Source organism: Pseudomonas sp. BF-R-26, assembly GCF_019947395.1.
GTDB lineage: Bacteria > Pseudomonadota > Gammaproteobacteria > Pseudomonadales > Pseudomonadaceae > Aquipseudomonas > Aquipseudomonas farris.
Genome location: NZ_JAGYGK010000006.1, coordinates 184984 through 200589, shown reverse-complemented (window position 1 = coordinate 200589; position 15606 = coordinate 184984). Strand labels below are relative to the sequence as shown.

The 15606-nt window shown below is 60.9% G+C and carries 14 protein-coding genes; 12 read left to right on the top strand and 2 right to left on the bottom strand.

What is annotated here, in order from left to right; all coding sequences use genetic code 11:
• Window position 1: 1 nt before the first annotated feature.
• The 4 genes from cobN to KGB18_RS10545 all read left to right on the top strand — a co-directional run bounded on the left by cobN (window position 2) and on the right by KGB18_RS10545 (window position 7488).
• On the top strand, window positions 2-3868 hold the full coding sequence (gene cobN / locus KGB18_RS10560; protein ID WP_223569853.1) for a cobaltochelatase subunit CobN: 3867 nt from the start codon (window positions 2-4) through the stop codon (window positions 3866-3868).
• Between the two features lie 154 nt (window positions 3869-4022).
• Window positions 4023-5030 (top strand): ATP-binding protein, encoded by a 1008-nt coding sequence (locus tag KGB18_RS10555; RefSeq protein ID WP_223569852.1) that lies wholly within the window; start codon window positions 4023-4025, stop codon window positions 5028-5030.
• Window positions 5031-5149: 119 nt separating this feature from the next.
• Window positions 5150-5686 carry a vWA domain-containing protein gene (locus tag KGB18_RS10550; RefSeq protein ID WP_201062417.1) on the top strand — a complete coding sequence of 179 codons (537 nt, stop codon included), beginning with the start codon at window positions 5150-5152 and terminating at the stop codon, window positions 5684-5686.
• A 155-nt stretch (window positions 5687-5841) separates the two neighbouring features.
• A complete protein-coding gene (locus tag KGB18_RS10545) occupies window positions 5842-7488 on the top strand; it encodes a phospholipase D-like domain-containing protein (protein WP_223569851.1) in 1647 nt (548 codons plus the stop codon).
• 169 nt (window positions 7489-7657) lie between these two features.
• Here KGB18_RS10545 and KGB18_RS10540 read toward each other — a convergent pair whose 3' ends face one another.
• Window positions 7658-8107, bottom strand: coding sequence for a thioredoxin family protein (locus tag KGB18_RS10540; RefSeq protein ID WP_123722380.1), 450 nt, complete (start codon window positions 8105-8107; stop codon window positions 7658-7660).
• Window positions 8108-8449: 342 nt separating this feature from the next.
• Between KGB18_RS10540 and KGB18_RS10535 the strand changes: the two genes are divergently transcribed.
• The 8 genes from KGB18_RS10535 (at window position 8450) to KGB18_RS10500 (ending at window position 15176) form a co-directional block, all read left to right on the top strand.
• A complete protein-coding gene (locus KGB18_RS10535; protein ID WP_123722381.1) occupies window positions 8450-9298 on the top strand; it encodes a transporter substrate-binding domain-containing protein in 849 nt (282 codons plus the stop codon).
• A 52-nt stretch (window positions 9299-9350) separates the two neighbouring features.
• Window positions 9351-10013, top strand: coding sequence for an amino acid ABC transporter permease (locus tag KGB18_RS10530; RefSeq protein WP_018927655.1), 663 nt, complete (start codon window positions 9351-9353; stop codon window positions 10011-10013).
• 10 nt (window positions 10014-10023) lie between these two features.
• Window positions 10024-10686 (top strand): amino acid ABC transporter permease, encoded by a 663-nt coding sequence (locus tag KGB18_RS10525; protein WP_123722382.1) that lies wholly within the window; start codon window positions 10024-10026, stop codon window positions 10684-10686.
• Entirely contained in the window at window positions 10683-11474 is a 792-nt protein-coding gene (locus KGB18_RS10520) for an amino acid ABC transporter ATP-binding protein (protein WP_063340152.1), read from the top strand. Before KGB18_RS10525 ends, KGB18_RS10520 begins: the two co-directional genes overlap by 4 nt.
• 30 nt (window positions 11475-11504) lie before the next feature.
• Window positions 11505-11894, top strand: coding sequence for a RidA family protein (locus KGB18_RS10515; protein WP_050681226.1), 390 nt, complete (start codon window positions 11505-11507; stop codon window positions 11892-11894).
• A gap of 170 nt (window positions 11895-12064) precedes the next feature.
• On the top strand, window positions 12065-12829 hold the full coding sequence (locus tag KGB18_RS10510) for an IclR family transcriptional regulator (protein WP_223569850.1): 765 nt from the start codon (window positions 12065-12067) through the stop codon (window positions 12827-12829).
• Window positions 12830-12868: 39 nt separating this feature from the next.
• A complete protein-coding gene (locus KGB18_RS10505) occupies window positions 12869-14086 on the top strand; it encodes an amino acid deaminase (protein ID WP_123722384.1) in 1218 nt (405 codons plus the stop codon).
• Between the two features lie 157 nt (window positions 14087-14243).
• Entirely contained in the window at window positions 14244-15176 is a 933-nt protein-coding gene (locus KGB18_RS10500) for a sugar kinase (RefSeq protein WP_223569849.1), read from the top strand.
• A 142-nt stretch (window positions 15177-15318) separates the two neighbouring features.
• On the opposite strand, the gene KGB18_RS10495 is transcribed toward KGB18_RS10500, so the two are convergent.
• Complete coding sequence (locus KGB18_RS10495) at window positions 15319-15594, bottom strand: peptidylprolyl isomerase (RefSeq protein ID WP_007933743.1); 276 nt, start codon at window positions 15592-15594, stop codon at window positions 15319-15321.
• Window positions 15595-15606: the final 12 nt, after the last annotated feature.

The window sequence follows — 15606 nt, the reverse complement described above, 5'->3', positions numbered from 1 at the left end:
CATGCACCTGCTCAGGACCCAGCCCGGCGGTTTCGTGTCGGATGACAACATTGCCGACCTCGGACAAACCCCCGCCGAGCTGGTGATCCTGTGCAGCGGCGATTCCAGCCTGGCGTTGCTCGCCGAAGCGGCGCAACAGTTGCCCGACGATTACCCGAGCGTGCGCCTGGCCAACCCGATGCAGGTGCAGAATCACGCCTCGGTCGATCTCTACGTCGACGAAGTGCTGCGCCACGCCAAGGTGATTCTGATCTCGCTGCACGGCGGCATCGCCTATTGGCGTTATGGCATCGAGCGTCTGGTGGAATTGTCCGAGCGCGGCGTGCAGCTGATTCTGGTGCCGGGGGATGATCGCCCGGACCCGGAACTCAGTGACCTGAGCACCGTCACCGCGCAAGACCGCGACCGGCTCTGGCACTTCCTGCGTCAGGGCGGCATGGCCAATGCGCTCGACCTGTTTCGCTGCCTCGCCAGTCGCTGGCTGGGCCGTGACTACCCATGGTCCGAGCCGCAAACCCTGCCACGCACCGCGATTTACCACCCGCAAAAAAGCCCCGCAGAACTGAAGGATTGGCAAGCCGACTGGCAAGCTGATCAGCCGGTGGCGGCGGTGCTGTTTTACCGCTCGCATTTGCAGGCGGCGAACACCGGTTTCATCGATATTTTCTGCCAGCGTTTGCAAGCGGCGGGGTTGAATCCGTTGCCGATTGCGCTGGCCAGTCTGAAAGAGCCCGGCTGCCTGACGGTGGTTGAGGACTTGCTGGATGAAGTCGAGGCGGGGGTGATTCTCAACACCACCGGTTTCGCCCAGTCCAGTCCCGAAGCGCCGCACTTGCGACCGTTTCGCCGCAATATCCCGGTTATCCAGGCGATCTGCGCCCAGGACAATGAACCCGGTTGGCGCGCCAGCGAGCAGGGCCTTGGTCCTCGCGATCTGGCGATGCACATCGCGCTGCCGGAACTGGACGGCCGGATCATCAGCCGGCCGATCAGTTTCAAGGATCTGGCCTGGCGCAGTGAGCGCAGTCAATCCGACGTGGTCTGCTACCGGCCTGCACCTGAGCGCATGGATTTTGTCGCTGAACTGGCTCGGCGCTGGATCGATCTGGCGCGAGTGCCCAACGGCGAAAAACGCATCGCCCTGATCCTCGCCAACTACCCGACTCGCGATGGGCGCATCGGCAATGGTGTCGGCCTCGACACTCCCGCCGCGGCGCTGAATATTCTGCGTGCGCTTCATAAAGAAGGTTATCCGCTGCCGGCCGAGTTGCCGGACAGCGGTACCGCGCTGATCCAGCAATTGCTCGGCGGCGTCAGCAACGACCTCGACACCCTCGACCAGCGTCCCTGCCATCAAAGCCTCGGGCTGGACGACTACAACCTGATGTTCAACGCGCTGCCCGAGGCCAATCGCCAAGCCGTACTGGAACGTTGGGGCACACCCGAAAACGATCCAATGTTCCGTGGCGGACGAATGATGATTGCCGGTCTGCGCTTCGGCCTGACCTTCGTCGGCATTCAACCGGCCCGGGGTTATCAAGTCGATCCAAGTGCTGTCTATCACGACCCGGACCTGGTGCCGCCCCACGGCTATCTCGCTTTCTACTTCTGGTTGCGCAACACCTACGGCGCTCACGGCGTGATTCACGTCGGCAAACACGGCAACCTCGAATGGCTGCCGGGCAAGGGCGTCGGGCTGTCGGAAAATTGCTGGCCGGACGCATTGCTCGGACCGCTGCCGAACATCTATCCATTTATCGTCAACGACCCGGGCGAGGGCGCCCAGGCCAAGCGCCGTACGCAGGCGGTGATCATCGATCACCTGATGCCGCCGCTGACCCGCGCCGAAACCTACGGTCCGCTGCGTAATCTCGAATTGTTGGCCGACGAGTATTACGAAGCGCAATTGCTCGATCCGCGCCGCGCCCGAGAGTTGCAGCGCGACATCCTGCAACTGGTGCGCGACACGCACATTGACCGCGAACTGCAGCTCGACGAAAAGCTCGACAGCGATGCCGATGCGGCGATCTGGTTGCCGCGTCTGGACACGTACCTGTGCGATTTGAAGGAGTCGCAGATCCGCGATGGCCTGCACGTGTTTGGCGAGTCGCCGGTCGGTCGGTTGCGCATCGATACCTTACTGGCTTTGCTGCGTATTCCTCGCGGCGATGGCCGTGGGGCGCAATCGAGCTTGCTGCGGGCGCTGGCCAAGGCGTTCGCGTTGGGGTTTGATCCATTGGATTGTGCGTTGGCTGAGCCTTGGGTCGGGCTGCGTCCGGATGCCCTGTTGTCGGTCAGCGATGAGCTATGGCGCACAGCGGGCGATACCCGCGAGCGACTGGAGCTATTTGCCGCTGAACTGATCTTGCTGACACTGAACCCATCTCAAGCCCACCGCGCCCCCTGTGGGAGCGGGCTTGCCCGCGAAGGCGGCGTGTCAGTCGACATTGATTTATCTGACCCACCGCTATCGCGGGCAAGCCCGCTCCCACAGGGTCTTGCGTGGGCTGACGTCAGCGCCATCCTTGAGAGCCTGCGCGAAGTGGTTGCCCCACGCCTGGACGCCTGCGGCCCAGCGGAAATGCGCGGTCTGCTCGACGCTCTCAGCGGCCGATTCGTCCCGGCCGGCCCGAGCGGTGCGCCGAGTCGCGGCCGGCTGGACGTGCTGCCCACCGGGCGCAATTTCTATTCGGTAGACGTGCGCAACCTGCCGACCACCACCGCGTGGCGCATCGGTTTTCAGTCGGCAAATCTGATTCTTGAGCGGCACTTACAGGACCACGGCGATCACCTGCGGCAGCTCGGCCTGTCGGTCTGGGGCACCGCAACCATGCGCACCGGCGGCGACGACATCGCCCAGGCCATGGCGCTGATGGGCGTGCGACCGGTCTGGGCGACCGGCAGCCAGCGCGTCGATGACTTCGAAATTCTGCCGTTGAGCCTGCTGGACCGCCCGCGGGTGGATGTGACCTTGCGCGTCTCCGGATTTTTCCGCGATGCCTTTGCCAACCTGATCCGCCTGTTCGATGCCGCCGTGCAAGCGGTCGCCGCGCTGGATGAGCCAGACGATCTCAACCCGTTGGCGGCCAAGGTCCGCGCCGAGCGGCAAGCGCTGCTGGAATCCGGTCTGGATGAAGACGCGGCCCGGCGGCAGGCCGGCTGGCGCATCTTCGGGGCCAAACCGGGGGCTTACGGAGCGGGCGTGCAGGGCGCCATCGACGGTCGCTTGTGGCAAAGCCGCGAAGACCTGGCCGAGGTTTACCTGAACTGGGGCGGCTACGCTTACGGCGGCTCCGATGAAGGCACCGCCGCCCGCGAACAGTTCGCCCAGCGTCTGAGCCAGGTGCAGGCAGTGCTGCAAAACCAGGACAACCGCGAACACGACTTGCTCGATTCCAACGACTATTACCAATTCCAGGGTGGCATGCTGGCGGCTGTCGAAAGCCTCAGCGGTGAAGCGGCGGCCAGTTATCACGGCGACCACAGTCAGCCGGACTTGCCGAAGATCCGCACCTTGAAGGAAGAGCTTAACCGGGTGATCCGTTCCCGGGCGGCCAATCCGAAATGGATCGACGGGGTCAAGCGTCATGGCTATAAAGGCGCGTTCGAACTGGCGGCGACGGTCGATAACCTGTTTGCGTTCGACGCCACCACGCAGTTGATCGACGATCACCAATATGCGTTGCTGGCGGACGCCTATTTGCTCGATCCTGCGACCCGGGAGTTTGTCCGCGAACACAATCCCCATGCCCTGCGCGACATGACCGAGCGCATGCTGGAAGCGCAGCAGCGAGGGATGTGGAAAGAGCCGGGCGAGTACCGCGAGGCGCTGGAGAATTTGTTGCTGGATATAGAAGAAGACGGATAACTCTGTGACACCTTGTACCTGTGGGAGCGTGGCTTGCCCGCGAAGAGGCCCTCACAATCAACTTTGATTTCGACTGAACGGACGCCTTCGCGGGCAAGCCACGCTCCCACAGGTACAAGGTGTGCCTGCCACCGACCATGACTGAGATTTGAAAATGACCGACACCCCCCATTTCCCGCTTTCCGCCGTGGTCGGCGCCGATGACTTGAAGCTCGCGCTGTACCTGACCGCCATCGACCCGAAAATCGGTGGCGTGCTGATCGAGGGCCCGCGCGGCATGGCCAAATCCACCCTGGCCCGAGGCCTGGCGGACCTGTTGGCCAGCGGTCAATTCGTCACCTTGCCGCTAGGCGCCACCGAAGAACGGCTGGTGGGCACCCTCGACCTCGACGCGGCCTTGAGCGAAGGTCGCGCACAGTTTTCCCCCGGCGTACTGGCCAAGGCCGACGGTGGCGTGTTGTATGTCGATGAAGTCAATTTGCTGCCCGATCACCTCGTGGACTTGCTGCTCGACGTGGCCGCCAGCGGCACCAACCTGATCGAGCGCGACGGGATTTCCCATCGGCATTCGGCGAAGTTTGTGCTGATCGGCACCATGAATCCGGAAGAGGGCGAATTGCGCCCGCAATTGCTCGACCGCTTTGGCCTGAACGTCGCCCTCAGTGGCCACACCGCACCGGCCGAGCGCGGTCAGATCATCCGTCGCCGACTGGATTTCGACAGCGACCCGCAAGGGTTCTGCGCCGAATGGGAAAGCCAGCAACACGCTCTGCGCGAACGTTGCCAAAAGGCGCGCTCGGCACTCGCGAGCATTCCCCTCGACGATGCCGCGCTGGCGCAGATCACCGAGCGTTGTTTTGCTGCCGGCGTCGATGGCCTGCGAGCCGATCTGGTCTGGTTGCGCGCGGCACGGGCCCACGCGGCATGGCGGGGCGCGACCGCGATCAGCGAGGACGATATCGACGCGGTCGCTGAATTTGCCTTGCGCCATCGTCGTCGCGAACACTCGCCACCGATGCCGCACCAATCACCCGCAGCACCGCCGCCTTCCAATCAGAACGCCAACCCGAGCGAAGGTCAGGGCCGGTGGGGCGAAATACCCGCCCAGGCGCTCCCGGTCGGCGCTCGACGTGAAGTGCCGAGCTGGCCAAAAAAGCCCTAGGCATTCGCCCTCGATCAGACGCGGGGGCGAATGCCAGACCCCGCGCAGGACGGCTGGATCACGGTAAACAGGGCAAGCGTCACGCAGCCCTGAGCGGATCGATCAATTGGCCCGGCACCTTGCTCAATGGCCGACCGCGTCAACGCGACGATGTGCTGTTTCATCTGCGCACCCGCAGTCCTCATGAATTATGGCTGGTGATCGTCGACGCCTCGGCCTCGACCCGTCGTCATCAAGCGTTGAGCGATGCCAAGGGCTTGCTGGCGCAACTGTTCGACGATGCCTATCGACAGCGTGCGCGCTTGGCTTTGCTGACCGCCAGCGGCCATGTACCGAAGTGGCAGGTGCAAGGTTTGAAAGCTTCCGCTGGCTTGCGCGACTGGCTCGAAGGGCTTGGTGCCGGTGGCGGAACGCCGATGCTGGCGGCGCTGAGTGAAGCAGGGCACTGGCTAGCGGCACGGCAAAAGCGTTTTCCGGCAGAACAGCAACGGCTGTTGCTGGTGACGGATGGACGGGTGAAGGAATGGTCAACGTTGCCGGCGCTGGAGTGTCCGGGGTTGCTGATCGACATTGAGCGCGGACCGATTCGCCTCGGACGGGCTAAAGTGTTGGCGGATCAACTGCAAACGCATTACCAGCATATCGATGATTTGTAGCCGAAAAGATCGCAGCCTTCGGCAGCTCCTACAGGACGCGGGTACATCGGCAAATGATTGGTGAATAGCGGGTGCATCCGCGAATGATGGGTGTGCAACAATCAATGTAGGAGCTGCCGAAGGCTGCGATCTTTTGATCTTCACAGGAGTGACCCATGCGCGTTCTAGCCCGCAACGATCAGGACGATTTTCGCGTCAAAGCCTACGCAGGCACCAACGGCGTGTTGCTGGCGATCGATCTGGCCGAGCCTCGTCGCAAAGGTCTGCTGGGTTTCGCCATCGAAAAACAGCAAGGCAACAAACCCTGGTTGTTTCTGTTCAATAGCCTGACCTTCCCCGGCAAGGCTCATACGTTCCCCCAGTTTCACGCCACCCCCAGCGATACCGCGCCATTGCAGAAATTTCGCTGGGCCGATTACGCGGTCAATCCGGGCGTGACGATCCATTATCGGATTCACCTGGCCTACGGCACTGCCGATGCGCCGCAGCTGGGTGAGTTTCTGGAAGTGACGCTCACCACCGACAATGGCCTTCCAGCGGGCCAGAACGTCATCTTCAACCGGGCGGTGGCCGCGAGTCAGGCCTTCCAGCGCAAATTCGCCGACCTTGATGCGCTGCTCAGCGCCAACAAGAAACTGCCCATCGAAGCCTGGCCCGATGCTCCGCGGCAATGGCTGGAAAATGGCCTGCTCGCACGCTTGCTGGGGTTCATCGAACGGGCCGAGGATGGCCAGTGGGCGCTGGACATCGCGATCTACGAATATCAGTTGAAGGTGATCGTCGATGCGGTGAACGCCGCGTTTGAGCGCGGCGTAAAGGTTCGGGTTCTGTACCACGCCCAACCAGACGAAGACACCACGGCGCTGAACGAAGCCAGCCTGGAAAAAATCCCGGCGGCGAACAAGCGCGGGCGGGTCACGCACAACATCTTTCACAACAAGTTCATGGTCCTGAGCCGGCTCGACGCGGCGGGGCAGCATCAGCCCGAAGCGGTACTCTGCGGCAGCACCAATTTCACCGCCAACGGCGTTTATCGTCAGGCCAATGTTGTGCATGTGCTGGACGATGCTCGGATCGGCGCCAGTTATCTGCAAACCTTTGAACAAGTCTGGGCCACGCCGGCGGATGTCGGTGCGACTCGGGAATGGCTCACGGAAAACAATCCGATGCAGCCGGACCAGGCGCTGTTCGCCGGCTTCTCACCGCGCTCGGGCCAGGGCGATTTGCGTGAGTTCGTCGACATCATCGAGTCGGCCAAAAAAGACCTGTTGTTTGTCACTGCGTTCACCTTGCCGGAGGAGATACTCAACGCCTTGCTCGGCCAGCCCCACGACGACATCTTGCGTTACGGCCTGCAAAACACCGTCAGCAGCATCACCGGTTTCCATGCCGACCGCACCGCTCAATTTGCCGCCACCGCGCTGCTCAATACGGGTCTGGAAGGCTGGCTCAAGGAAAACATGAAAGGCCAGAAGGGCAACCTGCTGGTGCACACCAAAGCCATCGTCGTCGACTTCACCACCGACACACCGACCATCATCAGCGGCAGCCACAACCTCAGCGCCGCGGCCAGCAACGGTAATGACGAGAACTACCTGATCATCCGTGGCGACACCGACTTGGCCGATCGCTACGGCCTGGAACTGCTGCGGTTTTATGAGCATTACCGGTTCCGCTACTTTGCAAAGAAACTGCAACTCAAGCAGGTCCGGCCGTTGGCGGCGGATGACAGCTGGACCGATGACTATTACCTCGAGGGCGATTTGCGCATGTTGTCGCGGTTGCGCTTTGCCGGACGATAAACAACCCGGCAAGGAGCGGAACCTGTGGGAGCGGGCTTGCTCGCGAAAGCGGTGTGTCAGGCGACATCAATGTTGATTGTGCCGCCGTCTTCGCGAGCAAGCCCGCTCCCACAGAGGTTGCGTGTCACCGGCATTAGGGCTTGCTCGCGAAGGCGATCGCCCAGACGACTCAAACATGACTCATCAACCGTACATTCAACAGCTCCCGTGCCCGAGGCGCGGTGCATAAAGTGCTGAAGGTTCTCTGCAACCACGGCAAGTCGTGGCGCGGTTTGTGGGCAATCTGTTTGGGCCTGAGCTTGCGGATGTGCTTTTTGAAGTTTTCTTCCAGGGTTTCCCGGGTTCCAATCCCCTTGAGCTTCTTCAGTAATTTCCCTTCCTTGTAAAACAGCACAGTGGGTGTACCGGTGACATCTGGATGCCGAGGAGATTCGCTCGTACTCAGCACATAGATGTGCGCGTGATCTTTGTACTTCTCGGCAATAGCACGGAAAACCGGCTCGGCCATTTCGCAGGCGTAACAGTTTTTATTGCCGAAATACAGTATCACCGGGCGCCAGGTTTTCAGCGCCTTGCGGTAGACCGCTGCCATGGTCGTGTGGGTGGTCATCGAGCTCATTGAAATCTCCTTTTCAAAGACAATCGAAGGCCTGTTGACGTTAAAGGAGGCGAGCAGGTGGGTCTACTGTCAGAAATTACAGGTAGGGCTCTGCTTCATTTTGAATCGCTATGGCTTCACATGTGGTGCAAGTACTCGAGCGTTGTGTCCCACGGTAGCGTTCTCTTATTTGTGCGTTTCGTAACGCCTTCTTCGCGCTAACGCGCATCCATCTGATTCAAAACACTTTTCAATTCCCCCCAGATTCCACTCATAACCTGTGGCACACTTTCTGCTGTCTATTCCGTTGTTACATACCTTCTTCCGGTATAGCGGAATAAACATGACCCTGGAGTGCTTGCCATGCATCGCCGACCTTCGTTGTTTAAAGCGTGTGTTTTTCTGTTCGCGGCTTCGGCCGCTGTCATGGGTGTCGCCCAAGCGGCAGACAGCAAGCTCGACAGCGTGCTGGCCCGTGGGAAGTTGATCGTGGGCACGGGCAGTACCAATGCGCCGTGGCACTTCCAGGGAGCGGATGGCAAGTTGCAGGGTTTTGATATTGATATCGCGCGGATGGTGGCCAAAGGGTTGTTCAATGACCCGAGCAAGGTCGAGTTCGTGGTGCAGTCGTCCGATGCGCGAATTCCGAATCTGCTGACCGACAAGGTCGACATGAGTTGCCAGTTCATCACCGTGACCGCCAGCCGCGCCCAGCAAGTGGCGTTCACCCTGCCGTACTACCGCGAAGGCGTGGGCCTGTTGTTGCCGGCCAACAGCAAGTACAAGGAAATCGACGACCTGAAGGCCGCCGGTGACGGTGTGATCGTGGCGGTGTTGCAGAACGTGTACGCCGAAGAACTGGTGCATCAGGCGCTGCCCAAGGCCAAGGTCGATCAGTACGACAGCGTGGATTTGATGTATCAGGCGGTGAACTCCGGTCGTGCCGATGCGGCGGCCACCGATCAGTCGTCGGTGAAGTACCTGATGGTGCAGAACGCTGGTCGCTATCGCAGCCCGGCCTATGCCTGGAGCCCGCAAACTTATTCGTGCGCCGTCAAACGCGGCGATCAGGACTGGCTGAACTTCGTCAACACCGTCCTGCATGAAGCCATGACCGGCGTTGAGTTCCCGACTTACGCGGCATCGTTCAAGCAGTGGTTCGGTGTAGACCTTCCGACACCTACGATTGGTTTCCCCGTCGAATACAAATGATCCCGTGAGAGCGGGGCGGTTTTAAATCGCCCCGTTCAAGGTACTGCTGACCATGAACTATCAGTTGAATTTTGCCGCCGTCTGGCGCGACTTCGACACCTTGCTGGCGGGGCTCGGTCTGGGCCTTGAACTGGCGCTGGTGTCGATCGCCATCGGCTGCGTGATCGGCCTGCTGATGGCGTTTGCTTTGCTGTCAAAGCATCGCGCATTGCGGGGGCTGGCGTCGGTGTATGTGACGGTAATCCGTAATACGCCGATTCTGGTGTTGATTCTGTTGATCTACTTCGCGTTGCCGAGCCTTGGCATTCGTCTGGACAAGATCCCGTCGTTCATCATCACCCTGTCGCTGTATGCCGGGGCGTACCTGACCGAAGTGTTCCGCGGCGGGTTGTTGAGCATTCCCAAGGGGCTACGTGAAGCCGGCCTGGCCATCGGGCTCGGTGAGTGGCAAGTCAAGGCGTACATCACCGTGCCGGTGATGCTGCGCAACGTGCTGCCGGCCCTGTCGAACAACTTCATTTCGCTGTTCAAGGACACCTCGCTGGCGGCGGCGATTGCCGTGCCGGAGCTGACCTATTACGCGCGCAAGATCAATGTCGAGAGCTACCGGGTGATTGAAACCTGGCTGGTGACCACAGCGCTCTATGTTGCGGCCTGTTACCTCATTGCCATGATGCTGCGTTACCTCGAGCAGCGTCTGGCGATTCGCCGATAGGAGGCCCCCCATGTACGAATCTCCCAGCTGGTTGCATGAGTTATGGGTGGCGCGGGACGTCCTGTGGCAGGGCTTTCTGACCAGTGTGCAGTGCTCGGCGCTGGCGATTTTGCTGGGCACGCTGGTCGGCGTCGTTGCAGGTCTGGTGCTCACCTATGGCACGTTCTGGATGCGCGCGCCGTTCCGGTTTTACGTCGACATCATTCGCGGCACGCCAGTGTTTGTATTGGTGTTGGCCTGCTTCTACATGGCGCCGGCATTGGGCTGGCAAATCAGCGCATTCGGCGCCGGCACCCTGGGGCTGACGCTGTTTTGCGGCTCCCACGTCGCCGAGATTGTGCGCGGTGCATTGCAGGCGCTGCCCAGTGGCCAGATGGAAGCGAGCAAGGCCATCGGCCTGACGTTTTACCAGGCACTGGGCTACGTGTTGTTGCCCCAGGCGTTGCGGCAGATCTTGCCGACCTGGGTCAACTCGTCCACCGAGATCGTCAAGGCTTCGACGCTGTTGTCGGTGATCGGCGTGGCCGAATTGCTGCTCAGCACCCAGCAGATCATCGCCCGGACGTTCATGACCCTGGAGTTTTACCTGTTCGCCGGTTTGCTCTTTTTCATCATCAATTACGCCATCGAATTACTCGGCCGGCACATTGAAAAGCGGGTGGCCTTGCCATGACACAAGCTCAAGTTTCGACACAGAATCAAGCGCTGCTGGACATCCGCGGCCTGCACAAACAATACGGCCAGCTCGAAGTGCTCAAAGGCGTCGACTTGACCATGCAGCGCGGCAACGTGGTCACGCTGATCGGCTCCAGCGGCTCAGGCAAGACCACGTTGCTGCGCTGCGTGAACATGCTCGAAGAGTTCCAGGGCGGGCAGATTCTGCTCGATGGCGAATCCATCGGCTATCACGAGGTCAACGGCAAGCGCGTGCGGCACCCGGAAAAAGTCATCGCCCGCCATCGAGCGATGACCGGCATGGCGTTTCAGCAATTCAATCTGTTCCCCCACCTCACCGCGTTGCAGAACGTCACCCTCGGATTGCTCAAGGTCAAAAAGCTGCACAAGGATGAAGCCGTGGCGCTGGCGGAAAAATGGCTGGAGCGGGTTGGCCTGCTGGAACGTCGCGACCATTACCCCGGTCAGTTGTCCGGCGGCCAGCAACAGCGCGTGGCGATTGCCCGAGCGATTGCGATGAACCCGAGCCTGATGCTGTTCGATGAAGTCACCTCGGCCCTCGACCCGGAACTGGTCGGCGAAGTGCTGAACGTGATCAAGGGCCTGGCCGAAGACGGCATGACCATGTTGTTGGTGACCCACGAAATGCGCTTTGCCTTTGAGGTCTCAGACAAGATCGTGTTCATGAATCAGGGGCGGATCGAAGAGCAGGGGCCACCCAAGGAACTGTTCGAACGCCCGCAGTCGCCACGTCTGGCGGAATTTCTCAAGAACACCCGTTTTTAAGCATTCACTTTGCAATTAGGAGAAACACCCATGAGCATTACTCGTTACGGCACCGGCAGCACCGCCGGTGGCGGCCAGCCCCGTCCTTTCGCCCGCGCCGTCGAAGCCGATGGCTGGCTGCACGTGTCCGGCCAGGTGCCGGCGCTGGATGGTGAAATTATCGTGGGCGGCATTGTCGAGCAGACTCACCAGACCATGAAAAATCTGATCGCGATTCTGGAAGAGGCCGGTTACGGTCTGGAAGACGTAGTCCGTACTGGCGTGTGGCTGGAAGACCCGCGGGATTTCTGGAGTTTCAATAAAGTGTTTTCCGAGTACTTCAAAAGCGAACACGCGCCGGCGAGGGCCTGTGTACAGGCGAGCATGATGGTCGATTGCAAGGTTGAGATTGACTGCATCGCGTACAAGAAAAAGGCCTGAACCGAGGCGCGCCCATCGCGGGCAAGCCCGCTCCCACAGGGATGGAAGGTGTGTCTGCAATCTGTGGCGGCACATAGAACCCTGTGGGAGCGTGGCTTGCCCGCGAAGGCGGCCTAACAGTCGCCGCAGCACTCTGGTTAAACTCCCGGCACATTAATGGGAACACTGAAATGACCGAAGACACCATCAAGCGCCGGGCTCGCGGTCTGGACCGGGCGTTCGACATTCTCGAATTCCTCAAGGAAATCGGCCAGCCCCTGCGCCCGAATGAAATCGCCAGCGGCATCGGCAGCCCGAAATCCACGGTCTATGAACTGGTCGCCTCCTTGTTGGAACGGCGCATTCTTGAACCTGTGGGCAAGGACGGTCACGTTTACCTCGGTCGTCAGCTGTACTTCCTCGGTCAGGCGCATTTGCGCCATTTCGACCTGACCCGCGAGGCCGATCTTGCCTTGCAAGAGATCGTCAGCCAGACCCGTGAAACCGCGCAGATGTGCCTGCTCAACGGGCGCAAGTACACCGTGGCGTTGATGAAAGAGGGCGGGCGGCATTTTCGCATTTCCTCGGACATCGGCGAGAACGCGCCGATTCCCTGGACCGCTTCCGGGCGCCTGTTGCTGGCGCATCTGAGCGATCAGCAGATCGTCGATTTGATCGACCCCGACGACTTCATCCTGCCCGGCGGTGAACACCTGCCGCTGGAGCGGTTTCTCGAGGAAATTCGCCAGGCCGGTATCGATGGGTTCTTTTCCTTCGATAGCGTCGCCGACACCTTTACCCATTGTTTCGCCGCCCCGGTCAAAGACCCGAACGGCGTGGCCATCGCGACCCTGTGCATCGTCGCCCCACGGGCCGATGCAAAGAACAATTACAACGACTATCGTCGGGTGCTGATCGACAGCGCCAACAGCCTCGCCCGGCGTATCAACGAATAACAGCGGCTGCCTGCGGCCGCGAATGTGAGGAGTTCGACCATGTCTTCTGCCAAAAATACTGCCGCCGTGGAAAAGGGCTTTGCCCACACAGGCGCCAATCTTGTGCGCGACGTCAGCCTGCCTGCGCTGGTGCTGCACCGCGAAGCGCTGGAACACAACATTCGCTGGATGCAGGACTTCGTCAGCAACAGCGGCGCGGAACTGGCGCCGCACGGTAAAACCAGCATGACCCCGGCGCTGTTTCGTCGCCAACTGGACGCCGGTGCCTGGGGCATCACCCTGGCCAGTGCCACGCAAACCCGCGCGGCCTACGCCCATGGCGTGCATCGGGTGCTGATGGCCAACCAATTGGTCGGTACGCCGAACATGGCGCTGATCGCTGATCTGTTGGCAGACCCGACCTTCGATTTCTATTGCATGGTCGATCATCCGGATAACGTTGCGGACCTCGGCGCGTATTTCGCTTCGCGCGGTGTGCGGCTGAACGTGATGATTGAGTACGGCGTGGTCGGCGGTCGTTGCGGTTGTCGCACCGAAGCCGAAGTGCTGGCGCTGGCCGAGGCGATCGCGGCTCAACCGGCGCTGGCGTTGACCGGCATCGAGGGCTACGAAGGGGTGATTCACGGCGATCACGCGGTGAGCGGCATCCGTGAGTTCGCCGATTCACTGGTGCGTCTGGCGGTGCAGTTGCAGGACAGCGGTGCGTTCGCCATTGCCAAACCGATCATCACGGCGTCGGGTTCGGCCTGGTACGACCTGATCGCCGAATCGTTCGAAGCGCAGAATGCCAGCGGGCGTTTCCTCAGCGTGCTGCGCCCCGGCAGTTACGTGGCCCACGACCATGGCATCTACAAAGAGGCGCAATGCTGCGTGCTCGACCGTCGCAGCGACCTGCACGAAGGTTTGCGCCCGGCGCTGGAAGTCTGGGCGCATGTGCAGTCGTTGCCGGAACCGGGTTTTGCGGTGATCGCCCTGGGCAAACGCGACGTCGCCTATGACGCCGGTTTACCGGTGCCGTTGCTGCGTTACAAGGCCGGTGTGGTGCCGGCGACCGGCGATGATGTGAGTGCCTGCAAGGTGACGGCAGTGATGGACCAGCACGCGTTCATGACCGTGGCGCCGGGGGTTGAGTTACGGGTGGGCGATATCATCTCGTTTGGTACTTCGCACCCGTGCCTGACGTTCGACAAGTGGCGCATTGGGTGTTTGGTGGATGAGCAACTGAATGTCATCGAAACCATGGAAACCTGTTTTTAAGGTTTCCAGACCGAGGTGCGGCCATCGCGGGCAAGCCCGCTCCCACAGGTTTTTTGGTGTGGTTGCAATTTGTGGCAATTCACAAATCCCTGTGGGAGCGGCTTGCCCGCGATGACGGCCTACCAAACAACATCGCAATACCAGAGCCCCCACAACCATGAACAATATCAGCCCCCTAGGCCCCAACATCCCGCGCATCGCCCTGATTGGCGAGTGCATGATCGAATTGCAGCAGCGCGCCGACGGCACTCTGCAACAAAGCTTCGGCGGCGATACCCTGAACACTGCGGTCTACCTGGCCCGTGAGCTGGGCGATGGCGGCACGGTGGATTACGTCACCGCCCTGGGCGACGACAGTTTCAGCGACGCGATGTGCCAGAGCTGGGCCAGCGAAAACATTGGCCTGGACATGGTCCAGCGTTTGCCCGGTCGCTTGCCCGGCCTGTATTGCATCCAGACCGATGCGGCGGGCGAGCGGCGTTTTCTCTACTGGCGCAACGAAGCGGCGGTGCGCGATTGCTTCACCACCCCGGCCGCCGAGCCGATTCTGGCGGCGCTGCCGGATTACGACGTGTTGTATTTCAGTGGCATCACCCTGGCGGTGCTCGGTGTGCAGGGGCGGGAAAAACTTCTGGAAACCCTGATCGAAGCCCGGCAGCGGGATGCGCGGATTGTGTTCGACAACAACTACCGGCCACGCTTGTGGGCGTCGATTGAAGAGGCACGGGCGGCTTATCGCAGCGTTCTGCCCTATATCGACCTGGCGTTGCTGACGGTTGACGACGAGCAGGCGCTGTTCCACTTTTCCAATTGCGCGGCGGTGTTTACCGCTTACGAGCAGATGGGCACGCCTGAAGTGGTGCTCAAGCGCGGCGCGGAGGCGTGTCTGATTCGCTGTGACGGTGAGTCGTTCGAAGTGCCGGCGCAGGTGGTCGAGCGGGTGGTGGACACCACGGCGGCGGGGGATTCGTTCAGTGCGGCGTATTTGGCGTGTCGACTTAAGGGCGGTAGCCCGGTTGAGGCTGCCGAGGCCGGGCATCGGTTGGCGAGTCGGGTGATTCAGGTGCCTGGGGCACTGATCCCGAGATAAGCGGTGGATGGCCGCTTGCTGCGCAACCGGATCGCGGGCAAGCCCGCTCCCACAGGGATTTGTGAGTTACCCACGATTGCAGTCACATTACCGCACCCTGTGGGAGCGGGCTTGCCCGCGATGAGGCACTGAAGCCAATCGATCAATCCCGGTAAAACACCTGCACCAGGTGATAACCAAACTTGCTCTTGATCGGCCCATGCACCACCCGCAGCGGTTTTTTGAAGATCACCGCATCGATCGCGCCGACCATCTGCCCGGGCCGTACTTCGCCCAGGTCGCCGCCGCGTTTGCCGGACGGGCACGTGGAGTATTTCTTGGCCAGCACATCGAAGGCTTCGCCCTTGGCGATGCGTTGTTTGAGCTGCTCGGCTTCTTCCGAGGTTTTCACCAGGATATGGCGGGCTTGGGCTTTCATTGGCAGTACCTT